30 protein-coding genes are annotated in these 23,138 nt (G+C 35.2%); 2 read left to right on the forward strand and 28 right to left on the reverse strand.

Features of this window, described 5'->3' with window-relative positions; translation table 11 throughout:
* Window positions 1-4: 4 nt before the first annotated feature.
* Window positions 5-1,030, reverse strand: coding sequence for a YpbB family protein (locus tag G532_RS0108870; protein WP_027964490.1), 1,026 nt, complete (start codon window positions 1,028-1,030; stop codon window positions 5-7).
* Between the two features lie 95 nt (window positions 1,031-1,125).
* On the opposite strand from G532_RS0108870, the gene G532_RS0108875 reads away from it, so the two are divergent.
* Window positions 1,126-1,371, forward strand: a complete 246-nt coding sequence (locus G532_RS0108875; protein ID WP_027964491.1) for a ferredoxin — start codon at window positions 1,126-1,128, stop codon at window positions 1,369-1,371.
* A gap of 2 nt (window positions 1,372-1,373) precedes the next feature.
* Here G532_RS0108875 and G532_RS15065 read toward each other — a convergent pair whose 3' ends face one another.
* Complete coding sequence (locus tag G532_RS15065) at window positions 1,374-1,838, reverse strand: helix-turn-helix transcriptional regulator (protein ID WP_051189121.1); 465 nt, start codon at window positions 1,836-1,838, stop codon at window positions 1,374-1,376.
* 123 nt (window positions 1,839-1,961) lie between these two features.
* Between G532_RS15065 and G532_RS0108885 the strand changes: the two genes are divergently transcribed.
* On the forward strand, window positions 1,962-2,450 hold the full coding sequence (locus G532_RS0108885) for an inorganic diphosphatase (RefSeq protein ID WP_027964492.1): 489 nt from the start codon (window positions 1,962-1,964) through the stop codon (window positions 2,448-2,450).
* A gap of 128 nt (window positions 2,451-2,578) precedes the next feature.
* Here the strand turns inward: G532_RS0108885 and G532_RS0108890 are convergent, their stop codons facing one another.
* The 26 genes from G532_RS0108890 to spoIIAA all read right to left on the reverse strand — a co-directional run bounded on the left by G532_RS0108890 (window position 2,579) and on the right by spoIIAA (window position 23,068).
* Entirely contained in the window at window positions 2,579-3,076 is a 498-nt protein-coding gene (locus tag G532_RS0108890) for a spore coat protein (protein WP_051189122.1), read from the reverse strand.
* A gap of 106 nt (window positions 3,077-3,182) precedes the next feature.
* Window positions 3,183-3,446, reverse strand: a complete 264-nt coding sequence (locus tag G532_RS0108895) for a hypothetical protein (RefSeq protein WP_027964494.1) — start codon at window positions 3,444-3,446, stop codon at window positions 3,183-3,185.
* A 261-nt stretch (window positions 3,447-3,707) separates the two neighbouring features.
* A complete protein-coding gene (locus G532_RS0108900; protein WP_027964495.1) occupies window positions 3,708-5,453 on the reverse strand; it encodes an ATP-binding protein in 1,746 nt (581 codons plus the stop codon).
* The gene (locus G532_RS0108905) at window positions 5,453-6,169 is read right to left on the reverse strand and encodes a response regulator transcription factor (RefSeq protein ID WP_027964496.1); all 717 of its coding nucleotides are present in this window, start codon (window positions 6,167-6,169) and stop codon (window positions 5,453-5,455) included. Before G532_RS0108905 ends, G532_RS0108900 begins: the two co-directional genes overlap by 1 nt.
* 25 nt (window positions 6,170-6,194) lie before the next feature.
* Entirely contained in the window at window positions 6,195-7,385 is a 1,191-nt protein-coding gene (ccsB, locus tag G532_RS0108910) for a c-type cytochrome biogenesis protein CcsB (protein ID WP_027964497.1), read from the reverse strand.
* A gap of 28 nt (window positions 7,386-7,413) precedes the next feature.
* Entirely contained in the window at window positions 7,414-9,042 is a 1,629-nt protein-coding gene (resB, locus tag G532_RS0108915) for a cytochrome c biogenesis protein ResB (protein ID WP_027964498.1), read from the reverse strand.
* A gap of 26 nt (window positions 9,043-9,068) precedes the next feature.
* The gene (gene resA, locus G532_RS0108920) at window positions 9,069-9,605 is read right to left on the reverse strand and encodes a thiol-disulfide oxidoreductase ResA (RefSeq protein ID WP_027964499.1); all 537 of its coding nucleotides are present in this window, start codon (window positions 9,603-9,605) and stop codon (window positions 9,069-9,071) included.
* A gap of 67 nt (window positions 9,606-9,672) precedes the next feature.
* Window positions 9,673-10,416: a pseudouridine synthase gene (locus G532_RS0108925; RefSeq protein ID WP_027964500.1), complete on the reverse strand. Its 744-nt coding sequence runs from the start codon at window positions 10,414-10,416 to the stop codon at window positions 9,673-9,675.
* Window positions 10,417-10,497: 81 nt separating this feature from the next.
* A complete protein-coding gene (locus G532_RS0108930; protein WP_027964501.1) occupies window positions 10,498-11,028 on the reverse strand; it encodes a spore maturation protein in 531 nt (176 codons plus the stop codon).
* 2 nt (window positions 11,029-11,030) lie between these two features.
* Entirely contained in the window at window positions 11,031-11,612 is a 582-nt protein-coding gene (locus G532_RS0108935; protein WP_027964502.1) for a nucleoside recognition domain-containing protein, read from the reverse strand.
* Window positions 11,606-12,505: a D-alanyl-D-alanine carboxypeptidase family protein gene (locus G532_RS15070; protein ID WP_051189123.1), complete on the reverse strand. Its 900-nt coding sequence runs from the start codon at window positions 12,503-12,505 to the stop codon at window positions 11,606-11,608. The genes G532_RS0108935 and G532_RS15070 overlap by 7 nt, the downstream gene beginning before the upstream one ends.
* 164 nt (window positions 12,506-12,669) lie before the next feature.
* On the reverse strand, window positions 12,670-13,134 hold the full coding sequence (locus G532_RS0108945; RefSeq protein WP_245570127.1) for a DUF3907 family protein: 465 nt from the start codon (window positions 13,132-13,134) through the stop codon (window positions 12,670-12,672).
* Between the two features lie 37 nt (window positions 13,135-13,171).
* Window positions 13,172-13,741, reverse strand: a complete 570-nt coding sequence (gene scpB, locus G532_RS0108950; protein ID WP_027964504.1) for an SMC-Scp complex subunit ScpB — start codon at window positions 13,739-13,741, stop codon at window positions 13,172-13,174.
* Window positions 13,741-14,481 carry a segregation/condensation protein A gene (locus tag G532_RS0108955; protein ID WP_027964505.1) on the reverse strand — a complete coding sequence of 247 codons (741 nt, stop codon included), beginning with the start codon at window positions 14,479-14,481 and terminating at the stop codon, window positions 13,741-13,743. Before G532_RS0108955 ends, scpB begins: the two co-directional genes overlap by 1 nt.
* A 140-nt stretch (window positions 14,482-14,621) precedes the next feature.
* Complete coding sequence (locus tag G532_RS0108960; RefSeq protein ID WP_027964506.1) at window positions 14,622-14,972, reverse strand: GNAT family N-acetyltransferase; 351 nt, start codon at window positions 14,970-14,972, stop codon at window positions 14,622-14,624.
* A gap of 143 nt (window positions 14,973-15,115) precedes the next feature.
* The gene (locus tag G532_RS0108965) at window positions 15,116-15,547 is read right to left on the reverse strand and encodes a peptidylprolyl isomerase (protein ID WP_027964507.1); all 432 of its coding nucleotides are present in this window, start codon (window positions 15,545-15,547) and stop codon (window positions 15,116-15,118) included.
* Between the two features lie 15 nt (window positions 15,548-15,562).
* Window positions 15,563-16,843 (reverse strand): diaminopimelate decarboxylase, encoded by a 1,281-nt coding sequence (gene lysA / locus G532_RS0108970; protein WP_027964508.1) that lies wholly within the window; start codon window positions 16,841-16,843, stop codon window positions 15,563-15,565.
* Between the two features lie 172 nt (window positions 16,844-17,015).
* Window positions 17,016-18,497 carry a spore germination protein gene (locus G532_RS0108975; protein ID WP_027964509.1) on the reverse strand — a complete coding sequence of 494 codons (1,482 nt, stop codon included), beginning with the start codon at window positions 18,495-18,497 and terminating at the stop codon, window positions 17,016-17,018.
* Between the two features lie 12 nt (window positions 18,498-18,509).
* Window positions 18,510-18,860: a stage V sporulation protein AE gene (gene spoVAE, locus G532_RS0108980; protein ID WP_027964510.1), complete on the reverse strand. Its 351-nt coding sequence runs from the start codon at window positions 18,858-18,860 to the stop codon at window positions 18,510-18,512.
* A 2-nt stretch (window positions 18,861-18,862) separates the two neighbouring features.
* Window positions 18,863-19,870 carry a stage V sporulation protein AD gene (gene spoVAD / locus G532_RS0108985; protein WP_027964511.1) on the reverse strand — a complete coding sequence of 336 codons (1,008 nt, stop codon included), beginning with the start codon at window positions 19,868-19,870 and terminating at the stop codon, window positions 18,863-18,865.
* Window positions 19,871-19,884: 14 nt separating this feature from the next.
* Window positions 19,885-20,331, reverse strand: a complete 447-nt coding sequence (gene spoVAC, locus G532_RS0108990) for a stage V sporulation protein AC (RefSeq protein WP_027964512.1) — start codon at window positions 20,329-20,331, stop codon at window positions 19,885-19,887.
* Window positions 20,332-20,345: 14 nt separating this feature from the next.
* Window positions 20,346-20,762 carry a stage V sporulation protein AB gene (locus G532_RS0108995; protein WP_027964513.1) on the reverse strand — a complete coding sequence of 139 codons (417 nt, stop codon included), beginning with the start codon at window positions 20,760-20,762 and terminating at the stop codon, window positions 20,346-20,348.
* Window positions 20,755-21,375, reverse strand: coding sequence for a stage V sporulation protein AA (locus G532_RS0109000; RefSeq protein ID WP_027964514.1), 621 nt, complete (start codon window positions 21,373-21,375; stop codon window positions 20,755-20,757). Before G532_RS0109000 ends, G532_RS0108995 begins: the two co-directional genes overlap by 8 nt.
* A gap of 152 nt (window positions 21,376-21,527) precedes the next feature.
* On the reverse strand, window positions 21,528-22,271 hold the full coding sequence (gene sigF / locus G532_RS0109005) for an RNA polymerase sporulation sigma factor SigF (RefSeq protein WP_027964515.1): 744 nt from the start codon (window positions 22,269-22,271) through the stop codon (window positions 21,528-21,530).
* A 9-nt stretch (window positions 22,272-22,280) separates the two neighbouring features.
* A complete protein-coding gene (gene spoIIAB / locus G532_RS0109010; RefSeq protein ID WP_027964516.1) occupies window positions 22,281-22,718 on the reverse strand; it encodes an anti-sigma F factor in 438 nt (145 codons plus the stop codon).
* Window positions 22,715-23,068, reverse strand: coding sequence for an anti-sigma F factor antagonist (gene spoIIAA, locus G532_RS0109015; RefSeq protein ID WP_027964517.1), 354 nt, complete (start codon window positions 23,066-23,068; stop codon window positions 22,715-22,717). The genes spoIIAB and spoIIAA overlap by 4 nt, the downstream gene beginning before the upstream one ends.
* Window positions 23,069-23,138: the final 70 nt, after the last annotated feature.

The raw sequence follows: 23,138 nt of genomic DNA on the forward strand, positions 1-23,138 counted from the left end.
CTTCTTAATCTAGTGAATTGGTGCAAGTCATTGCTAATCTAATTTGAAAATACGATTCATTATTAGTTAACTGATCTTTTATCTCTTTTAATTTTCTAGTGTTTAACTTTGAAATGACGGCTAAAATATCTTGCTCCATTTCTTCTGTAACAAACGGGCGAATACTAAAATCATCAACACTTGAAGCAATTTCTACTACATGGTCTTCAATAGTGCTTATTTTTAAATTGCGCACTGCCATAATCTGATTTATAGAGTAATTTTTTTGTAGATAATTATACGTCTTACGAGCAGAAGAGGTTAAATTGAATTCGCTAGTAACCGGAATCAACAATGCAAGAAGTGAAAATGTTTGATTAGAATCTTTGATTAAATGGATCATTTTATGCAATGTTTGTTTGTACCAAATGTGAATGTCATGGTAAGAAAGATGGTAGTATTCTGATAACTGTGTGAAACTCCAGCCAATGTGTTTATTCCCGGTTAACTGCATGCTAATAAAATTTGCTTCTTCTTGAGTAAGAAGTTCGAACAAACGATGAAGTTCCGAATACAGTTGTTCTATAATGACCTTCTCATTATTTTTGTACATGTTCCAAATTCTTTTAACACTATGTTGCACTTGAATGTCATCCACTATCGGAATAAATCGTGGTGACTGATGTGCATGTTGTGAAGTTGCTTGGGCAAGCAATAATAGTTGAGAAAAGAACCATTCATCATATGTGTGATATTCATATCCATTTAAGTTTGCATATGGTTTCTCACTTATACTGGTTTTAGAAATCACTTGAAAATTTGTTCCTTCTAAATTGATTAAACCCTGATTACTCATTTCAACTATGATCGAATCAAATACGTCTATATGTAATTTGGGATATATTGCGAAATAATTCTTAACTCCAAACAAATGTGCATCTTGAATCGTCTGTGCCGATTTTTTTCCTTTTAATAAATGATAAACTGACCTATAACTTCTTTGTCCTTCCACTTTTATTAGGAGAGTATAAACAAGTTTTATAAAGTCCATTATTAGATCCCCTCTTATAAATTGAAGTATAGTGATTGCAATCCTTGAAGTGGACTTATACACTATGGTTAAAACAAATTTGGAGCGTGTAGTGAATGTCGAATTTTTCTATAGTTGATCAGGATACATGTATTGCATGTGGTATATGTGGAGGTAGCGCTCCGAATATATTTGATTATGACGAAGAGGGAGTTGCCTTCCAAAAACTAGACGGCAATAAAGGTAATATGGCCATTCCTAAAGAATATGACGAGGAATTAATTGAAGCTTCACACCAATGTCCTACAGGTTCAATTAAAGTTGCAGGTGAACCGTATAACAATCATTCTATTGATAGATAAAATTAACGGTAATTATGTGTCATTAAATTAGCAAAGTATCTTTTGGTATTTTCATAGTTTATAGAACGATAAAATAGTTTTAAATTCTGATCCACAACTCGATATGTTTGATTCAAATGGTTTTGTTCGAGTCGATATCCTTGTTTTTCTTTTATATGATTCCAGTACATAACATTAGGGTTAACTTCTTTATTTTCAAAATTAATTTCATCTCTCGTGATTAATTGAATAAGCTCTATAGGATTAAACTCTCCTAATGCGTGCTGAACAATAGGATGATCATTAAAAAGAGAAACAAAAGTAACAACAATTGACCAATTAGCAACTTGACGCCTTTTTTCTATTTGTATAAGTGTTTTTTTCGATATACCAATCATGTTGGCCATTTCCTCTTGAGTATACTGTAAGTCAACTCTTACTAATTTTATTTTACTAGACACAGCCACTGATACTGTCTTTTCGTTCATATGAGTTTCTCCTTCAAATGAATTTCTGACAAGATTACTGTTATTTTAACATGAAACTTTCTTTTCTTACTAGATAAACATTGGTATAATGAGTAACCGTACAGACGTTAAGGAGGAATGAACATGTCAGACCAAAAAATTATCGACGTTTTTGTAGAAATTCCAACGGGTAGTCAAAACAAATATGAGTATGACAAAGAAAAAGGTGTTTTTAAACTAGACCGCGTTTTATTCTCTTCCATGTTTTATCCTGCAGAGTATGGTTATATCGATGAGACTCTTGCATTAGATGGTGATCCATTAGATGCTTTAGTTTTAGTAACTAACCCTACATTTGCTGGTTGTGTTATTGAATCACGAGTTATCGGATTCTTAAACATGATTGATGATGGAGAAGAAGATCAGAAACTTCTAGCAGTTCCAACAGAAGATCCGCGTTTTAAAAATGTAAATTCGCTCGATGATATTCCGTCTCACAAACTAGACGAAATCGTCCACTTTTTCCAAACTTATAAAGACCTTCAAGGCAAAAAGACTGAAATTGGCGAGTGGGAAGATGCAGCATCAGCTGCTAAACTAATCGAAGAATGCATTTCTAGATACCAGGGATAATAAAAATTCTAATTATAAGTCTCGAATCGGCATGTTCCGATTCGAGACTTTTTCATATTTTGAAACTTCTAAATCCACAAAAAATTAAAACCAACTATATACTTTTAATAGTTGGTTTTAAAGATGGGTTAAAGAATGTTTAAGCGCGCAACTAAAGCTAGTAAAACTTGTAATAAGATTTGTGCATTAATCGCAAGGTCTGTGTCTGTAGTCGTCACTGTGACCCCTCGTGAGTTTTCAATATAAGTGTGTTGTTTATTAATCTGCGTATTCTTAATCTTTTCATATAAATCTTGAGTAAATTCTTCCGCCCGATCACTATCAGCCACAGATATACTAATAATAAGCGCTATTGCTGCTTGTAATCCGATTTGAACATTAACCGCAGCTTGTGTATTAGTGGTTGTCACTTCAATATCACATGAATCCTTAACTACAATAGATTCATAGGATTGTTGAACTGTCTTGATTGATTGAGTAGCTTCTTGGGTGTCATCTGAAGAATCAAAAGGATGGCACGAATGTGGATCTAAGGCATTCCATTTTTTTGGCTTGCTACATTTTTTATTAGTGTTATAAACCACCGGCGCTTTGCGATCTGAGTATTGCGTTATTTTTCTTGGCATTTGTTTTCCCTCCTCTTTCGTTTCATACACTATTACATATGAAAGATTAGTTAAAAGAGGAAAGGCAATTCAATCAATTATATACAGATATAGGCTTTCTATAAATCTATTTGTTTTTATTTCTTAATGAGTGGACTGATTTTTCTAATTCGTCGACCAAACTTTTTAATTGTTTTTTTGTATCTTCATCAAGTGCCGTGCTTTCAAGCTTTACATCATATTTTTTTAAAGTGGTATCGACCAATAAATCTATAAGTTGATTTGAGACAGCCCCAAACTCAGCATCGGCATCAATATTTTGGTTCGTCTGGTCTTGACTCGTTCCCTCTTCATTTAAATGTTCATTCTGTGAATTATCTTGCTGATCCATTATCTTCACCTCCACTAACGTGATTAATAAGATGTTATCGGGTGGATTTTTGTAGAAACTCTGCTTGGCAATTTACTTGTTTTTAAATTAATTAAACTTTACACCCATAATATTTACTTTATGTATGGTTTTAAAAAATGTGGAGGGCTGTAATCTTACATAACTTAAAAAAAAGCTCTGAACTATACCCAAATTTGGGATAGTTCAGAGCATTTCCATGGAGTATTTTATTAATATATCAAATTTAAGATCAGCCATAATTTAAGCCTTTGGTAAATAGATTGAAAAAGTCGTACCTTCTCCTGTTCTACTTTTCACATATATTTGCCCATCATGTGCTTCTACGATATGTTTTGCAATAGATAAGCCAAGGCCTGTACCTTTTTTCGTAGATTCTCTCGTACGTGCTTTATCACTCTTATAAAATCGTTCAAACACAAATGGCAGATCCTCATCTGGAATTCCAGTACCACTATCGTTCACATCAATAACCAACTGTTCTTGGTCACTAGTTGCTTCAATTTTAACCCTTCCGCTGTCATGTGTATGACGTAAAGCATTGTCAATAAGGTTTGTTAGAACCTGCTCTATGCGATCAGGGTCGAATACGTGAAAGTCCAAAGATGGATTAATGAACGTTTCAAAAGAAATATTTTGTTCCGTTGCAATAAATGAAAACTTTCTAGCTATTCGATGGATAAAGGCGTGTATATCTATTTCTTCTTTATTCAATTGAATATGCCCTGCTTCCATTCTAGCTAAATCAAGTAATTCATTAACTAATCTACCCATTCTTAACGATTCATCATAAATAATTTGAGCTAGTTCTTGTTTATCTTCTTTCGTTTCAGCAATATCATCGACAATCGCTTCAGAATACCCTTGCATCATAGAAATCGGAGTTCGAAGTTCATGAGAAACATTTGCTAAGAAATCTTTTCTCAATTTATCTAATTGACGTTCATCAGTCATATCTCTAATAATTGCGACTACTCCTCGCACAACATTTTGATCATAAAGAGGGGTCATCGCAACGACATAAGAACGCCCTTGAACAACTATTTCAGTTTGTCTTTCCTGCTCTAAATCTAATACAGTTTTAAAATATTCTTGAAGTTGAGTTGGTAAAAGCTCCACGGTATCTTCAATTTCAAAAGAATATTGTTCCAAAAAGTGTTCTGCTGGAGGATTGATCAACATGACTTCTTGTTTTTTATTGACCGAAATAACTCCATCAGCCATTGACTTCAAGATGCTTGATAACTGAGATTTTTCATGGTTCAACTCGGTAATGTGATAATTTAATTGCCTTCGCATTCTATTGAAAGAATTAGCAAGTTCACCAACCTCATCATAAGTTAAAACCGGCACTGTCGTATGAAATTCTCCTCGAGATAATTCCGCAGCTGCCTTTCTCATTTTTATAAGCGGAGCGGTGATTCTTGAAGATAAAAAGAATGCAAATACAGTTGTCAGTATAACAGCAATAGAGGCTGCCAATAGAATAATTCTTGTCGTTTGTGCAGTTGTTTCCTCTACTACGCCAAGAGATTGGTAAACGTAAATCGCCCCACCTTGGTCGGGAGTAGGAATTCCAACTATAATAACTTCCTCATTTGATGAAGGAATGGTTGAAGTTTTTCTTATCGGACTGTCCTCTTCAAACACTTCATTAATTTGGTCGTTAGCAACAAACCAACTTGGATCAATTGGTGGCAATTCTGATTGTGTTGCTTCACTTTCCCAGTATTGGTGCTCATCAAAAAATACTGTCACTCTTGTAGACGGATCCGTTAGTTGATTTACTGTTTCCATTTGTATATCATCGTCATGACCTTCCATCACTGCATACACATTCTCAGCTTGATTCATTAAATTTGACTCTGTATCTTCCACAAAGTAATTCTCAAAAAACTCTAGTAATAAAACGGTTAAGATCATTAAAACAAATACAACTAAAACAATAATTGTAAGCCAAAGTTTGAAGACAACACTTTTCCAAAACATTATCCTTCGACTACCTCAAACTTGTAACCAACTCCCCAGACTGTAACGATCATACGAGCGGAATTTTCAGATACCTTATTCAACTTTTCTCTTAAACGTTTAACATGTGTGTCTACCGTTCTTAGATCTCCGAAAAATTCATACTCCCATACTTCTTTTAACAATTCTTCCCGGTCAAATACTTTATCCGGTGTTTTTGCTAGGTAATAAAGTAGTTCATACTCTTTAGGAGTCAAGTTTACTTCCACATCATCTGCTAATACTCGATGAGCATCTTTATCAATCGTTAGATGAGGGAATACCAAGACATTTTGAGAGTCAGGTTTTGTTTCTAAATATTTTGTAGCAGAAGCTCTTCTTAATAATGCCTTGACCCTTAGTACAACTTCTCTAGGGCTAAATGGCTTAACAATATAGTCATCTGCCCCAACCTCAAATCCTTGCACACGGTTAGATTCTTCACCTTTTGCAGTGAGCATAATGACAGGTGTAGCTTTTCGTTCTCGAAGTTGTTCACAAACTTCAATTCCATCTTTATAAGGTAGCATTAAGTCTAAAAGGATCACATCAAAGTCTTGCTCAAGCGCTTTCTCAAGAGCTTCTTCACCGTCTGCAGCTTCTTCAATTTCGTATCCTTCTCTCGATAAATAAAGTTTTAATAATCGACGAATACGTTCTTCATCGTCCACCACAAGTACTTTTGCTTCTTCAGACATGTGTAACAGCTCCTTCGTTTACTATTTATGCGTACGAATGTAGTCCGGCAATAACCAAGTTAATAACAATTAGGTTGAACATGATTAAAGAAAAACCGATAACAGCCAACCATGCAGATTTTTTCCCGTGCCAACCTCTTGTAAGTCTAAGATGTAGGAAAACAGCATAGAATAACCATGTAACTAAAGCCCACACTTCTTTTGGATCCCATCCCCAGAAGCGTCCCCATGCTTGCTGGGCCCAAATCGCTGCAAATATTAGACCTCCAAGTGTGAAAAGTGGGAAACCAATTGCAATTGCACGGTACATAATATCGTCAACGACATCTGGGTTTATTTTACCAAACTTGTCCTGTAATGTTGCACCAATACGCTTACGAAGCAATAATCTTATTATTCCATATAACAGTAATCCTACTAGTAAAGACCATGTTAATGTATTTAATTTCATCCCAGCGTCCACACCTTGCATCCAACCAGGAGCCTCAATTCCACTTTCAAAAGCACCTTCCGATTGAAGTTCAGAATTATGTGGGGCAAACAATGCAGGTAATTCATAATTCGCTTCTTGCTCATAACCATCTTCTGTAGTTTTAACAAAAGTAGCCTCATAATCCGCAAGTCCAAAACTAGTTGTTATTGTAATGAACCCAATAGTAGCTAATACACCATAAATAATTAATTCTAGAAAAGTAGTTTCTTTGCTTCTTTTTTCTTGATTAACTTTTACGATTAAATATAGTAAACCTGCAATAAAACTAATAGATAGAATAGCCTGAGCTAAACCAACCGTAGTAACATGAATATAAAGCCAATTCGACTGTAGTGATGGCACTAATGGTTGCACCTCTGTTGGAAACACACTACCATACCCAATAATTACAATTGCAACTGGGAGTGCAATTAATCCTAAGGTCGAAATACCGTATACAAAGTGAATTACGATGAATGAAAGAATTAGCATCATTCCGAAGAAGTAAATATATTCAAATAAATTACTTACTGGGATATGCCCTGCTTCTAACCACCTGAATATATATGATGTTAATTGGGATAAGAAGCCGATAATAGTAAATGAAATAGCCAATTTGGTTGATTTAGATTTATTGTTTTCACTTCTTTTATTACCTAACGTCATGCCGAAAAATGCAATCGCGATTAAATAAATAAAGAAGGTCGCATATAAAAACCAGCTACTAATAGTATAAAAATCCATCTTTTACCCTCCTTATGAAAAGGTTTAATTATTTTAACTCTTGTTGATCATGAAACGATTGTACATTAGTATCTTTCGTAATCTCTTCTAGTTCTTTTTTCATTCCGAACCAATTTTTGTTCGTATGAACACCAATATGGTAACTGCTTTCTGTTGGATGAATCCAAATTCTACGATGGTACCAGTACAGCCCTTGCACCACACCAATCATAAATATCGCAGCACCTAATCCGAATATTGGTAACGTGTAGTCTCTTGTTATAGAAATTCCTGATGCAGAACGTCGATCAATGTCAGAAACGCTTAAGTTTAATTCATTATCATCTGATAAAGAAATTACATCTTCTTGTAAATAGAAAAATCTCTCAACATTTGTTGTTTCTGGATTTTCAATTGAAAATATAATCCCAGGATTTCTAGGGAACTTCGAAAATGATGAAGGTCCATTGTCGGTAAATTCTAATTCAGGAAAATAGTTATCAACCTCTACTTCTAAACCATCTTCTAGTTCAAAAGAATACGGTGCTTCATCCGTATCAAATTCAAAAGAACCTAGAGTTTCTTCATCGTTTTCTAAATCAAAACCTATCGTTCGATACTCACTTTCTAGTTGAGTACCTGCTTGATACAAGGCAAATCCATCAAAGGTTAAAGGTTGATTTAATCGAATTTGTCCTCGAGTCACTTCTTCCATATCAGGTAATTGGCCAGTAATTGTGTCTTCTGTTGAACGATAAATGATGGCATTTGTTTGAAAATTCTTAGGAACAGGGTTTTCGACATTTTCTAATGCAACACGGAACTGTTCTTCTTCATTAGAGTCATACTCTTCATAAATAAACTCCGTATTTTCAATGTAATACTCTTGATTAGTATTAGGAAGAACTCTTGTTTCTCCTTCTCTTACCCACACATATTCTTCTGTATGCATCAGATCGAACATGCGAAAAATAGCTGCTAATAAAATAATAATTAAGCCAATATGGTTCACATAAGGTCCCCAACGGGAGAAACGATTTTTTTCTGCCATGATATGACCGTCTTCTTCTGACACTTTATATCTTTTCTTTTTTAAATTTTCTTTTAGACTTGTTAAATCTTCATCGTTCAATGTGTTGTTTTCACTAACCAACCGTTGCCTTTTCACAAAGATTTCGTTTCGTTTCACACTTTGATTTTTTAAGGCTCTTCTTAACGGAACAAATCGATCGATACTTGCAATTATTATCGAGATTCCAATTAAGGCAACTAATACTATGTACCACCAGGAATCGTACATATTATGAAAGCCAAGTTGATAAAAGATTTTACCCGTTAACCCATACTCCTCTTCGTAAAATTGTGAAGAAGGTAATGGAGAATTCTTAAATTGTTCTTGAGGATAAATCGTTCCTAAAGAAGAAGCAATTAAGGTTATAACGATTAACCAAACTCCCACCTTTACAGAAGAGAAAAATCCCCAAGTCTTATCAACTATGGTTCGTTTGTAAGTCTTTGATCTCCTGGCACTTCCTTCATAACGCATTTCAAGAACGTCATTCTGGTCATTACCATCAATATGTTGGTTACCAGAGATTGGTTTTCCACAGGCTTCACACAGCACTGTACCTTCATGATTCACATGGCCACATTCACATTTCACAGTTTTATTACTCACTACAATCCCTCACGATACTTTAGCAATTAGGCTTCCGGTAATATTTCTTGGAAATATTCATCTAATCTTTCTAGTGTTAGTGGACCTTTAACTATTCTTTCAATGGTACCATCAGGGTTAATGAAGTATGAGGTAGGAAGCGGTACAATCTCATAGCTTTCCATTACTGTTTCATTTCGGTCGTGTACACTAGGAAACGTAAGACCTAAACTATTGTAAAAATTGTTAATAACAAATTCATTTTTATCTACACTGACAGCGATAATCTCAATTCCTTGGTCTTCATATTCTTCATATAATTCTTGCATATGGGGCATTTCTTCTTTACATGGTTCACAATAAGTGGCCCAGAAATTGATCATAACCCCTTGTCCCTCTAAATCATTTAACTCAATCGCCCCATTTTCATCCAAACGATCCAATTTAAAGTTTGGAGCTTCTGCACCCTCTGCTAGGCTTGGCCGATCTTGATTTAGATTTATAATTAATACGAATACTAACGTTCCGACTAAAATCGCTAACACTGCAGAACGGAAGATGAGACGCTTTTTCTTTCTTTCCATTCTAGGATCACTCCTTTGATGCCATTATATCATTTAGGAAAAAACGAGCATGTTACATGTTTGAACATTATTTAACATTTCGGGCGGCTAGATCATATAATTCCTTTACTTCATGTGGCGTTAAAGCTCTATACTCACCCGATTGTAAATTCCCCAAAGTAAGTCCACCGAATCGCTCTCTTTTTAGTTTTTCTACTTGGTAACCAAGCGATTCAAACATTCTTCTTACTTGTCGGTTTTTTCCTTGATGCAAGGTTAATTCGACCATTGAGATTCCTTTTTTCTTATCGACTTCTAATAATTTGCTTCTTACACATTTCAAACGTTCGCCATCATGCGTTACACCTTTTTTTAATTTCAAAAGCTCTTCTTTTGTAGGGATCCCTTTAACTTTTGCAACATACACTTTATCAATAGAATATTTAGGGTGAATGAGTTGGTTTGTTAATTCACCATCGTTGGTCAATAGCAATAAACCTGAAGTATCATAATCTAGTCTTCCTACCGGGTAAACTCGTTGATCTAATTCTGGTGATAATAACTCCGTAACGGCTTTTCTTCCTTTATCGTCCTCTACTGTAGAAATTACTCTACGAGGCTTGTTCATTAACAAATAAACTTTATCTTCCTTTTCTAAAGGAATGCCATCCACTTCGACATTTTGCTGACTAGTAACTTTCGTACCTAACTCTGTAACTATACTACCGTTTACTTTCACTCTGCCCTCAGTAATTAATTGTTCTGCTTTTCTTCTGGATGTTACCCCACTATTAGCAATTACTTTCTGAAGTCTTTCTTCTTTCATTGACATTTGTATACACCTGCTTTTTATTAGTAATAAGACAAAAAGCGCTACCTTTAAGGTTAACGCCATCACAATTAAATATTATTTTTACCCAAAGATTAAATAACATATGATTAACGAAGCCATTATACCAATTAAATCAGCTATTAGTCCAACTTTAAGTGCATCTCCCATTCTTTTAATCCCTACAGCTCCAAAATATACGGTCAGAACGTATAGTGTCGTATCAGTACTGCCTTGCATGGTCGATGCTAGTCTACCTATATAAGAATCAGGTCCTTCGGTTTGTATTAAGTCTGTTGCCATACTCAAGGATGCAGTTCCTGATATAGGTCTAGTCAATGCCAAAGGAACAATTTCTGCAGGAACATTCAAGAAACTTAACACTGGCGAGAGAAGTCCTACAAAAGCATCCATCGCTCCTGATGCTCTAAAGATACTTATAGAAACAATCATACCTAATAAAAAAGGTAGTAAAGATATGGCCATTGATACACCCTCTTTACCACCTTCAACAAATGTTTCGTATGTAGGTACTCGCTTATAAGTTCCATACAATAGTACGATAACGATTATACTAGGGATAATCCAGTTACTTATATGTAGAATATAGTGCATGGCTATCGAACCCTCCTATAGTAAAAATAACGATCAACTAGTAATGCCCCAATGGAAGATACGATTGTAGCCAAAATAGTTGTCATTACTATTTCTGTAGGGGCATTAGAGTCATATTGCATACGAATAGCAATAATGGTTGAAGGTACAATTGTCACACTGGAAGTATTTAAAGCAAGAAAGGTAATCATCGAGCGAGAAGCTTCCTCTTGATTATTATTAAGTTTTTTCATCTCGTGCATCGCTTTAATTCCAAATGGTGTAGCTGCATTACCTAATCCAAATAAGTTAGCGGAAAAATTGGATAAGATGTAGCCCATCGCTGTAGAATTTGGAGGTATTTCTGGAAAGATTCTTGTGAATATTGGCTTAAACAATGCAGTTAGCTTCAAGAGTAAGCCAGCTTTTTCTGCTATTTTCATTAAACCTAGCCAAAATACGAGAACACTGATTAATGTAATTGTAAGAGCTACTGCCTCCTCAGCACTTGTGAAAATCACTTTATTTACTTCTTCAATAGTCCCATTAAATAAAGCATAGATAATTCCTATTACTGCTAATGCTACCCAAATAATGTTTACCATTTACCTCCCCCATTTAACTCAAGAAACACTTCTTCCCATATAGGCCGGTTTGATTCTTCTAATTTCAGGTTAGGGTGAAACGGTATTTCTGGTCGACTTTCTAGCTGATTAAAACCATATTCATATAATGTTCTGTGGTCATTCCAATCATTAGGGGCATTGATTGTTACAACAACTATTTCTTTATCATCTCTTTTAGCAGTAGTGACTAACGTTCTACCAGCGACAGAAGTATATCCAGTCTTTCCACCTGTACAAACCTGATCATTTGATAAGAGGAGTTTATTTTTGTTCATCCAATAATAATCAGATTGGGGATTAAGGTATTTCTTCGTACCAAACATCTCCCTAAATGTACTACTAGTGTTCATAGCATAGCTAGTTAATAGCGCTATATCATAAGCAGAGGAATAGTGACCTTCTTCATCAAGGCCATGCGGATTTTGAAATGAACTGTTTTCCATACCGATCCACGATGCCTTCTCATTCATCAAATGAGCAAACCCTTTACCGCTTCCACCTACATGTTCTGCAATTGCTAATGCGGCATCATTTCCAGACCTAAGTAGTAATCCATATATTAAGTCCTCTAATGTATATGTATCTCCTGGTTTCGTGTAAATGGATGATCCGACTGTACGGGAAGCTTCTGGTGAAATGTTTACCTTTTCGTCTAAATCGTTCTGCTCAATAGCAATAATCGCAGTTAAGATTTTTGTTATACTTGCGACTGGCAAGCTTTCATTTTCATTTGTTCCATATAGAATGTCGTTAGTTGCAAGGTCGATCACAACTGCACTCTGAGCAGACACATTAGGTTTTGCAACAATAGGACTTGTCCAATAAGTAAAACAAAATGTGAATATAATTAGATTTATAATAACTATTCGCAATTTTAAACCCCTCTTTTTTTTGAATTGTTTACATGATTGTATTTAACAATATGAATAATGTTTTTGGATTAGAAGGATTTTATAAATTTTCAATGAGGGGGTCTTCTTTTTGTGCAAATAAAAAAAGCTAGAATAATCTCTAGCTTTTTGAGTCACTTCTTCATTTAATTTTCTGCTTCTAAATACTCTAATTCTTCTCGTAATTCTTGAAAATGCGGCTCCAAATCTTCCATTAGTATAATTACTTCTCTTCCAGGGTTCACTTGAAAATCAATGGAGCTCTTACTAGCATAAGCTGCACGACTATCCTCAAACCATAAATCATTGTTCGGGTAATAATATTCTGCTATACACTTACGATTGACACCAATTAATATTTTTTCTGCACTCAAATTGCTTAACTGATTTTGATTAAGAGCTTTACTTATTGCAGTAACTCCTTCATAACTATAAACCTCTATATATCTTAACTGTTTGAATACAGACTCTACATAAGCTTTGTCGAGATCAGGTTGAGACAATAATATCGTTTGTGTACATTCCTTATTTAAAAAATCATTTAACCGATCCTCAATTGATTTCAAATTAATCAGTACGGACTCAAGTTGTTTGGAATAAGGTGTGTTCATGGACACACGTGACCTCCTTTAGGTTGGTGTTTCTGAGTTATTCGTTTATATCTTGAAAAAACAAATCCGCTTCTTGAATGGCATCATCCATATCGCCAGTAGGTAACGGTGGTAATTGATCTAATGATTTCAACCCAAAGAATGTTAAAAATTCTTTAGTAGTTTGAAATAAAATCGGGCGACCACTTGTATCTTTTCTTCCGGCTTCTTCTATTAATAATCTACTTACCAATGTTTGAATAGGACCATCACTTTTTACACCTCTTACGTGTTCAATTTCCACACGTGTAATTGGCTGTTGGTAGGCAATAATTGCTAATGTCTCAAGTGCTGCTTGGGATAACTTAGTCTTCGAAGAAGTCTCTTGCATTTTCTCATAAAATAAACTATGTTCTGCTTTTGTTGTTAAATAATATATCTCTTTTTGAGCTAAAATAGACAAACCGCGTTGCTCATCTTCATAGTCGTAAGACAACTCCTCTAGAATTAAATGTGCTGTATCCGATTCTATCGATAAAACACTAGCTATTTGCTGAACTGTGATTCCTTCATCCCCAGAGACAAATAACAATCCTTCTGCGATCCCTTTCATTTGTTTCATGTTCATTATACTTCCTCCGATAAGGCAACAGTGATTTCCATAAAGTTAGATGGTTGATAACAAGTAATACGATATGTTTTCATCAATTCTAATATAGCCAAGAAGGTAGCTACGATTTCCCACCTTGTCTCATATGGAAACAATTGCTGAAAAGATGTAGAGCCACTGTGTTTATTTAAAAGGGATACAACATCGTCCATTCGCTCTTCTATAGAAATTTCTTGCCTTTGAATAGTTGTTTCCATTGGTTCTAACCATTTTTTTCTTCGCAACATCTTTTGAAATGCCAACGTAAGGTCTGTTACAGAGACAGTATCACTTCTAGTTACAACTACATCCCCTTTAAATTCCGTTAAATCTTCTGGGTGCTTCAAATATACTTGATTGCCTTCATGTTCTCTTTCTTTTAAGGAGTCAGCTGCTTCTTTATATTTTCTATATTCCACTAACCTTTGAATTAGTTCTTCTCGAGGGTCTTCTTCATAAAAACTTTCCTCATCCAACTCTTGTTTTGGTAACAACATCTTACTCTTTATTTCTAGTAACGTTGCAGCCATAACTAAATATTCACTAGCTACGTCCAATTTTAATTCCTGCATGGTATGGACATACTCTAGGTATTGATTTGTGATCAACTTAAGTGGAATATCGTATATGTCAATCTCATACTGATTCACTAAATGCAAAAGCAAATCAAGTGGACCTTCAAAACTTTCCAACTTTACTTTATAAATATCTTCAGACATGTACGCCACTCTCTCAAGTAAATTTAGTTATCTCTATTCAAATAGTATCAAATAATTCAATTAAAAGAAATATACCACTTTTATTGTGTATAGCCGTTTAATTAAAAAAATAAAACGGATTCCAAATGAATGGAAACCGTTTATTCTTTAGCTAAACTATATTGAAAGAAATCTTCCGTATTTTCATTAGGGCAAACAAAATACTGATCACCGAATTGATCCTTTAATTGAAGAACCATTTGTTTACCAATTCCTTGATTGCGATGAGAAGGTGTCACACTAATATGTTGAACGATAATTTTATCATCTTCAAACCTCGTGCCAATAGCACCTAACACATCTTCTTCCTTCCACAAAAACAACTTCCAATTATCATCGTTTTCATAGGAATGAATAATTGATTGCAATGTCTTAACTTCTTTAGCATCTGGCATAAAAGATAGCAGACCCATCGCAATCTTTTCAAAACTCTTTTTATATTTTACTAACATACATACCCCTCTAATTCAAAACGTAATATCGTCCAAGTCTAACCATTTATAACATGTATCTATAGACAGTACAATATATACTTTACTTGTTTTGAGTCATTTGTCAACAAACCGTAGCTTAGCCTCACTGTATTATAAGCAACTTAACCTTGTATGGTTACTTTTTGCATTACATCCCCTTGACGCACGCGGTCGATTACATCTAATCCCTCTGTTACTTGACCAAATACTGTGTGACGGCCGTCTAAATGTGGTTGTGCATCATGACAAACAAAAAACTGGCTTCCACCTGTATCTTTTCCAGCATGAGCCATGGAAAGCGTTCCGCGCTGGTGCTTATGTGGATTTCCTTCTGTTTCACACGGGATCGTATAACCAGGTCCACCATTTCCTATTCCATTAGGACAGCCACCTTGGATAACAAAACCTGGGATAACACGGTGAAAAGTTAATCCATCATAAAAATTTTCATTTGCTAATTTTGTAAAGTTAGCTACCGTTTTCGGTGCCGCTTCTTCAAATAATTCAATCTCTAATTTTTCTCCATTTTCAAATGCTATCGTTGCTTGTGTCATAGTATCTCCTACTTTCTATTTTTCATAAGATAAATCAAATCTGGTGAGATCTTCAAAAGACTCTCGTTGAACTACTAATTGATCCTTTCCATCCTCAATAAATACAATAGCAGCTTTTGGAAAACGATTGTAGTTACTAGACATGGCATAATTATACGCACCTGTTGAAAATACGGCCAGGACGTCCCCACTTTCTATAGAAGGAACATCTAAGTCCCAAATCAACATATCTCCTGTCTCGCAACATTTACCTGCTATTGATACTTCCTCTTCCTTTGCCAAGTCATATTTATTCGCAACAACTGCTTCATATTCTGCCTGATATAATGCAGGTCTAATATTATCAGTCATCCCCCCATCTACACTAACATATTTTCTTACTCCAGGGATGTCTTTAATAGATCCAACTTCATAAAGCGTTATACCCGCTTCTCCAACTAGTGATCTACCAGGTTCTATCCAAATCTCTGGCATTTCTAAATTGTGCTGTTGAACATGCGAACGTATTGCTTGTGTTACCTCTGTTACATAGTTACTTAGAGGTAAGGGATCATCATTTCCTGTATATTTAATACCAAACCCACCACCAACATTGACTACTTGGGCATGAAAGTTAAATTTCTCTTTCCAATTTGCAAGTGATTGGTAGATTGTATCAATAGCCATTTTAAATCCAGTTGTTTCAAATATTTGTGAACCTATGTGTGAGTGAATACCTTTCAATTGAATATGCTTACTTGTTTGTAACAATTCAATCGCGTGATCAGCTTGTCCACTAGCCAAATCAAATCCGAATTTTGAATCTTCTTGACCAGTAAGGATATAATCATGGGTGTGGGCTTCAATACCAGGTGTAATACGAATTAACACGTCAACTTGTTGATTTCGCTCTTTTAATAAATGCTCAAGCAGCTTAATCTCATGAAAATTGTCTATTACAATACAACCAACTTCATATTCAAGAGCCATTTCCAGTTCTTTCACACTCTTATTATTACCATGTAAATGGATTTTCTGGGCTGGATAATCTGCTTGAATTGCTGTATGTAATTCTCCTTCTGAAACAACGTCCAAACTAAGTCCTTCTTGTTTCATCACCTGTAATATTGCTATAGAAGAAAAGGCTTTGCTGGCATAAGCGACTTGGTATTTCACTTTCTCTTTCTCAAATGCATTAACAAAAGTGCGTGCCTGTTCACGTACTTTAGTAATATCGTATATAAAAAGTGGTGAGCCGTACTTTTTAAATAATTGTACTGTATCTAATCCACCGAAGTGAAGGTGACTTGATGTCATACTCTCTCCATCCCTCTCTATCTCTCGTCTGAATTTCTCAATAAGATTAACTTACCATATGGCTATTGGACAAGCAATATTTTTAAATGCTAGTTAATCCAATCATTTGTACAAATTTGTTATCTAAACCACATGACAAAAACGGTGGCTATTTAATAAGCGCACCGCTTTTTTATTTTTTAGTTTTTTGATCAGGTTGTCTATGGTTATTTTGCGGATGTACAATACTAGGCCTTGTGCGTTGAAGAGGTACAGATATACGTAATAGAATATGTTTCATTGCCTGTGGGTTAAATGGAATGAACGGCCAAAAATATGGTGTATTCAAAGAAACGGTATTTACCATCCATAAAATATACATCGTCATTCCGATTACTAGTCCTGGGAGACCAAATAATGCGGTGCCGATCACTAAAAATATTCTACATATTTTATTTGCAACAGATAACTCATAACTTGGGGTTGCATAAGAACCAATCGCACTTATTGCTACATACAATATTATTTCTGGTGAAAATAAACCAACTTCAATTGCTATTTCACCAATCAACACTGCAGCAATTAAACCCATCGCTGTAGATACTGCGGTTGGTGTATGAATGGCAGCAATCCTTAAGAACTCAATTCCTAGGTCAGCTAATACAATTTGAATGGCAATAGGAACATTGCCTTCTTCTTGAGGACCAATAAACGATAGTTCCGGTGGCAAATACTCTGGTTGTAAAACAAATAAGAGCCACAATGGAAGTAATAAGATAGACGATAAGATTCCAAGAAATCTAACCCAACGTACGAATGTTCCAACAATCGGAACCTGCCTATATTCTTCTGCATGTTGAATATGATGAAAAAAAGTAGTAGGTGTAATCATTACACTTGGTGACGTGTCTACCATGATCAAAACATGACCTTCAAATAAATGTGCAGCAGCAACATCAGGCCTCTCTGTATACCTAACTAACGGAAATGGACTAGATGCTTGCCTGACTAGAAATTCTTCCAAGCTTTTATCTGCCATTGCGATTCCATCTATATCTACTTTTTCAATTTTATCTTTAATGGTTTGAACCAAACTTGGGTCAGCTATGTCGTCTATATATACGACAGATACATCCGTTTTCGACCTTTCACCAACTTGTATTAATTCGAATCGTAAATTTTCATCGCGTACTCTTCTTCTAGTTAACCCGGTATTTTCAATTATATTTTCAGTAAATCCGTCCCGAGCCCCCCGCACTACTCGCTCTGTATCTGGTTCTTCAGGACCCCGACCTGGATAGTGCCTAACATCTACAATAAAAGCCTGGTCATATCCATCAATAAATACAACTAATAAACCGGAAAGCAATTGCGTAATTGCTTCCTCATACGTTGCCTTTTCTTCCACTTGATGATTTACAAGTCTGTTTTGAACGATTTCAACCAGTTTTCGTTGATTTTGTTCAAAATCATTAATTTCAACCACTTTTTTTAAGATCTCAATGACAAACTCTGTATCCGCTAAGCCATTCACAAAATAAAAGTCGACATCTTTTTTTAGCACATTAATAGTACGATAATCGACATCAAAAGAAATCCCAATCCCCAATTTATCTTTCATATATTCACGATTTTTTTTGATCGATGACTGAATTACATCTTTTGATGAACTCATGTAAAAACCCCTTTAACCTTTTGGTCTAAATAAAATCGCGACAATAAATCCGAAGAGTATGGCAGATGCAATCCCTGCAGAAGTCAATTGGAAAATACCAATGGCGATGCCTAAAAAACCATGTTCCTCAGATTGAGCCATTGCACCATGTAATAAGGAGTGACCAAAACTTGTAATTGGTACAGTAGCTCCAGCACCCGCAAATTCGATTAGTTTGTCATAAAGATTAAATCCATCTAATACCGCCCCCGCAACAACAAAAGAAGACATAACGTGGGCTGGTGTTAACTTAAAAACATCTAGCAAAATCTGACCTATGACACAAATGAGCCCTCCGACAACAAATGCCCAAAAGAAATCCATTATCATTGTTCCACCCGCTTTAAACTAATTGCATGTGCAATACATGGAATTGTTTCTTTTTGTTGAATCACTGTCGGGCTTAACAAGGCGCCCGTGGCAACAATTAATACGTTATTTAATCGTTTCTCTTTCATCTCTTTTAAAATATAACTATAAGTAACTACTGCAGAAGCGGCACATCCACTGCCTCCAGCAAATACATTTTGACTTGCATAGTAAATCATAGACCCACAATCCTTATACTTATCACCAAGATCATATCCGCTTTGTACCATCAGCTTATCCAAAATAGGAGTACCAACACTCGATAAGTCACCCGTCAAAATCAAATCATAATCATCAGCAGTTCGGTTAAAATCTTTAAAGTGAGAAGTGATGGTTTCTGCAGCTGCTGGAGCCATTGCAGAACCCATATCAAAAGGGTCATTCATTCCAAAATCAATCACTTTTCCAATCGTCGCACCTTCCACTTGAATGGCATCTTTGCTTTTCTGAATTAAGATAGAAGCTGCACCAGTTACTGTAGAGGTCGATGTATCTGGTTTTTGCCCTCCATATTCGGTTGGGTAACGAAACTGTTTTTCAGCAGTAGCATAATGACTACATGTGCCAGTTACAGCTCGATTTACTTGATGCCCATCTACTAAAGAAGCTGCGATTGCTAAAGCTTCCATAGAAGTGGAGCAAGCTCCGAACACACCAAGAAATGGTATATCATAGTCTCTAGCTACATAATTGGCAGCTGTATTTTGATTCATTAAATCTCCACTTATCAAAATATCGATACTATCTTGTCGATATCCACTCTTTGCAATAGTTTCTTCAATCGTTTTTTTAAGCATTTTTCTTTCTGCTTGTTCCCATGTTTTTTCTTCAAAATGTAAATCATCAAAACTCATATCATAATAAGAAGCCAAGGGGCCTTCGCTTTCTTTCGGCCCAACAATAACGGAATGGCTATTGATATAGACACCGTTTGTAAAATCCCAAGAATATTTACCTTTTTTCATTTATACCGCATCCTTTATAAAAATTGTTGGACTATATAGCGGACTACACCCACTACATACGCTGCAACTGTACCAAATACAATTACAGAACCAGCCAATTTAAACATGTTACTAGCTACACCTAACACAATTCCTTCACTTCTATGTTCCATTGCGGCACTAGTGATTGAATTTGCAAAACCCGTCACAGGAACTGCCGAACCTGCCCCGGCAAATTGCCCTAATTTGTCATAGACTCCGAAACCAGTTAATATAGCCGCAATTAATATCAAAGTCGTTACCGTAGGATTTCCTGCTTGTTTTTGAGTAAATCCAAACACTTCCATATAAAAGATCATTAACCCTTGTCCGATTACGCAAATGAGTCCTCCGATTACAAACGCCTTCACACAGTTTAGGATTAACGGAGGCTTTGGTTGATATGGTTTTATAGATTTTTTATAATTATCTTTTGTAATCATCACGACAACTCCATTCATTTATTAACAAATATGATCCACTGAAAAAGTGAGCCACTTATCTTACCTAATACAATCGCTAATACAAATGCATATAAATATTTTTCCATTCTTAAACGACGCGTCAAAATAGGAAATACATTTAACACTTCTGTTAATGCAGCTGCTAGCATTCCAACAAAAATTCCATGTAGTAGCCCAATATATATTTCGATTAAATAAGGGGTAGGAATCAGAAAGTCGTTGAAAGAAAAAAACACTCCTGCCCACGCACCCAAAATTATTGCCCATTCATAGAAACGCAAATAGCTTTTTGTCTTACTTAATTGCATTAGTCTCGGAATAATCCCAAGTACCGTTAAAAAAGCCACAAACCCTGAACCAACCGCTAATCCTGCAGCAAGACCAACGATGATTTCAATGAAACTAATTATCACTAGTAGGACGATTTAAATCATTTTCATGAAATGCTAAATATTGCTGCAAATTTTGCTCGTAATTAAACATTTCTACTTCTAAAGGGCTTGGCTCTTCATTTAATCTTTTATTAAATACATGATTAAAAAATATAATCATCCCGACACCAAGGCCTAAAGAATAAGGGATTTGAAGCCATAACACGCTTCGATTTTCTTCTGATCCACTTAACATGATGTGCAAAGATTCCTGGACTTCTTGCATGCTTACGTCATAATGAAAATTCATAATAGCCATAGCAGCACCTATAAATAACAAGGTCCAAATAAATAAGATAAATATTGGTTGAATAGAACTTCGTTTTTTACTCAACTGCAAAATAGCTTGATTCGGCCCAACCGTTTCAATTTCGAGTTCGGGGTATAAGTGATTTATTTTCTTTGTCACATGAAAAATATCAATAACGATATACCTTTGATGCTTTTTTTGAATTTCCAATAAGAAGAGTGAATGTAATTGCTTTTTTATCGTTTCACCTGCATCTACCCAAGCTATGTCCTTCAAGCAGATTTTTTCGTGTAAATTTACTTCCACTCTATTTTTCAAACGGAGATATATTGTTTGGTTCATCTCCATCATTCCTTTTAGTAAGATAATATTATTATGTACATTCCATTCTTTCCTATGTAAATAATGTGAGAAAAGCTGAGAAATTGTAAAAACATAAAAAATAGTGAGCATAATCATCTTTTGATGATAATGACTCACTATTTTCATTCCATTTATTCTACATCTAAATACTGATGTAATTGGGCTAATATTTGTTTTTCTAGTCTAGAAACCTGTACTTGAGAAATGTTTAATCGATTGGCAACATCTGATTGTGTCTGATCTTTATAATACCGTAAATAAATAATCAGCTTCTCTCGCTTCGTTAATCCATCAATGGCATCATTTAGCATGATGTGCTCAAACCAATTGGAATCTTTTTCAGCAATTTGATCCATTAAAGTAATTGGATCGCCTTCACTTTCATAAACTGTCTCATGAATGGAGTGGGTTGCCTGATTTGCCTCCATTGCCATTACAACTTCCTCAGCAGGGATTTCAAGAGCTTCACTCAACTCATTAATAGTAGGAGATCTACCTAGGCTTTTGGTTAAGTCTTCCTTATACTTTCTAATTTTATGGTTCATTTCTTTAAGGGACCTACTTACTTTTACGGTTCCATCATCTCTAATAAATCTTTGGATTTCCCCTATGATCATTGGTACCGCATAAGTAGAGAATTTAACTTCAAAACTTAGATCAAATTTATCGATTGATTTAATAAGACCTATGCATCCTATTTGGAACAAATCGTCTGGCTCATACCCACGATTTAAAAAGCGTTGCACTACTGACCAAACTAATCGGGTGTTTGTTTCCACTAACTCATTTCTTGCTTCTTGATCACCCAATTGGCTTTTTTCAATTAATTTGCGAACCTCTTCTGGACTTTTATTTTGTTTCTTACTTTTATTCATACCTATCACCTAATGACAGGCTGCTTGTTTTTGGAATTTTTTTCTGAGGATAACTGTTGTACCTTGTCCAATAGATGAATTAACTTGTATGTCATCCATGAAATTTTCCATAATAGTAAAGCCCATTCCCGACCGCTCCAGCTCAGGTCGAGATGTATACATAGGTTCTAACGCTTCTTCTAAACTGCCAATGCCTTCTCCTTCATCACGAATGGTTAAAACAACTTCCCCATCCTCTATTTGACATTCAACATATACAAGGGAACTCTCATCTTCTTTATACCCATGAATAATTGCGTTGGTTACTGCTTCAGAAACAACTGTTTTAACCTCTGTCAACTCTTCAACAAGTGGGTCTAATTGAGAAATAAATGAAGCGACTACAATACGTGCAAACTGCTCATTTTCACTTTTGGCAGAGAACTCCATACTCATATAATTTTTCATGAAGCCACCCCCAAGTGTTTGAATGCACTTGGTTCATCTGGTGCTCTACCGACTAATTTATAAAGTCCAGACAATTCAAATAGTCTTTCTACAGTAGGACGAACACCACATACAATCATTTCTCCACGTTTTTCTTTTATTTGTTTATACCTACCTAAAAACACTCCCAAACCAGAAGAGTCCATAAATACAAGTTTCTCTAAATTAATTACTACATGTTTAACATCGTCTAATTTAAGCTGTTTTTCCCATTCTTTTCTTAACGCAATTGCATGGTGATGATCTAATTCACCATTTAAGCGAATGAGCAACACATCTTGCTTTTTTTCGAAATGATAATTGAGACTCAATGCTAATTCCTCCTTCAAATACTTACTAATTAGCAATTTCGTCTTTCAACTATCTATTTCCTGCTTACTT

The sequence above is a fragment of the Halalkalibacillus halophilus DSM 18494 genome, from assembly GCF_000423105.1.
Classification (GTDB): domain Bacteria; phylum Bacillota; class Bacilli; order Bacillales; family Alkalibacillaceae; genus Halalkalibacillus; species Halalkalibacillus halophilus.

Coding starts and splice junctions, on each gene's coding strand:
- G532_RS0108870 (WP_027964490.1), bottom strand. CDS start 1,030: ATGGACTTTATAAAACTTGTTTATACTCTCCTAATAAAAGTGGAAGGA.
- G532_RS0108885 (WP_027964492.1), top strand. CDS start 1,962: ATGTCAGACCAAAAAATTATCGACGTTTTTGTAGAAATTCCAACGGGT.
- G532_RS0108955 (WP_027964505.1), bottom strand. CDS start 14,481: ATGTCTGAAGATATTTATAAAGTAAAGTTGGAAAGTTTTGAAGGTCCA.
- ccsB (WP_027964497.1), bottom strand. CDS start 7,385: ATGGATTTTTATACTATTAGTAGCTGGTTTTTATATGCGACCTTCTTT.
- scpB (WP_027964504.1), bottom strand. CDS start 13,741: ATGAACATGAAACAAATGAAAGGGATCGCAGAAGGATTGTTATTTGTC.
- G532_RS0108875 (WP_027964491.1), top strand. CDS start 1,126: ATGTCGAATTTTTCTATAGTTGATCAGGATACATGTATTGCATGTGGT.
- G532_RS0109000 (WP_027964514.1), bottom strand. CDS start 21,375: ATGAACCAAACAATATATCTCCGTTTGAAAAATAGAGTGGAAGTAAAT.
- G532_RS0108945 (WP_245570127.1), bottom strand. CDS start 13,134: ATGAACACACCTTATTCCAAACAACTTGAGTCCGTACTGATTAATTTG.
- G532_RS0108895 (WP_027964494.1), bottom strand. CDS start 3,446: ATGGATCAGCAAGATAATTCACAGAATGAACATTTAAATGAAGAGGGA.
- G532_RS0108905 (WP_027964496.1), bottom strand. CDS start 6,169: ATGTCTGAAGAAGCAAAAGTACTTGTGGTGGACGATGAAGAACGTATT.
- G532_RS0108900 (WP_027964495.1), bottom strand. CDS start 5,453: ATGTTTTGGAAAAGTGTTGTCTTCAAACTTTGGCTTACAATTATTGTT.
- G532_RS0108930 (WP_027964501.1), bottom strand. CDS start 11,028: ATGCACTATATTCTACATATAAGTAACTGGATTATCCCTAGTATAATC.
- G532_RS15065 (WP_051189121.1), bottom strand. CDS start 1,838: ATGAACGAAAAGACAGTATCAGTGGCTGTGTCTAGTAAAATAAAATTA.
- G532_RS0108965 (WP_027964507.1), bottom strand. CDS start 15,547: ATGACACAAGCAACGATAGCATTTGAAAATGGAGAAAAATTAGAGATT.
- G532_RS0108975 (WP_027964509.1), bottom strand. CDS start 18,497: ATGAGTTCATCAAAAGATGTAATTCAGTCATCGATCAAAAAAAATCGT.
- G532_RS0108925 (WP_027964500.1), bottom strand. CDS start 10,416: ATGTCAATGAAAGAAGAAAGACTTCAGAAAGTAATTGCTAATAGTGGG.
- G532_RS0108935 (WP_027964502.1), bottom strand. CDS start 11,612: ATGGTAAACATTATTTGGGTAGCATTAGCAGTAATAGGAATTATCTAT.
- G532_RS0108890 (WP_051189122.1), bottom strand. CDS start 3,076: ATGCCAAGAAAAATAACGCAATACTCAGATCGCAAAGCGCCGGTGGTT.
- spoVAE (WP_027964510.1), bottom strand. CDS start 18,860: ATGGATTTCTTTTGGGCATTTGTTGTCGGAGGGCTCATTTGTGTCATA.
- sigF (WP_027964515.1), bottom strand. CDS start 22,271: ATGAATAAAAGTAAGAAACAAAATAAAAGTCCAGAAGAGGTTCGCAAA.
- spoIIAB (WP_027964516.1), bottom strand. CDS start 22,718: ATGAAAAATTATATGAGTATGGAGTTCTCTGCCAAAAGTGAAAATGAG.
- resA (WP_027964499.1), bottom strand. CDS start 9,605: ATGGAAAGAAAGAAAAAGCGTCTCATCTTCCGTTCTGCAGTGTTAGCG.
- lysA (WP_027964508.1), bottom strand. CDS start 16,843: ATGACATCAAGTCACCTTCACTTCGGTGGATTAGATACAGTACAATTA.
- G532_RS0108960 (WP_027964506.1), bottom strand. CDS start 14,972: ATGTTAGTAAAATATAAAAAGAGTTTTGAAAAGATTGCGATGGGTCTG.
- spoVAD (WP_027964511.1), bottom strand. CDS start 19,870: ATGAAAAAAGGTAAATATTCTTGGGATTTTACAAACGGTGTCTATATC.
- spoVAC (WP_027964512.1), bottom strand. CDS start 20,331: ATGATTACAAAAGATAATTATAAAAAATCTATAAAACCATATCAACCA.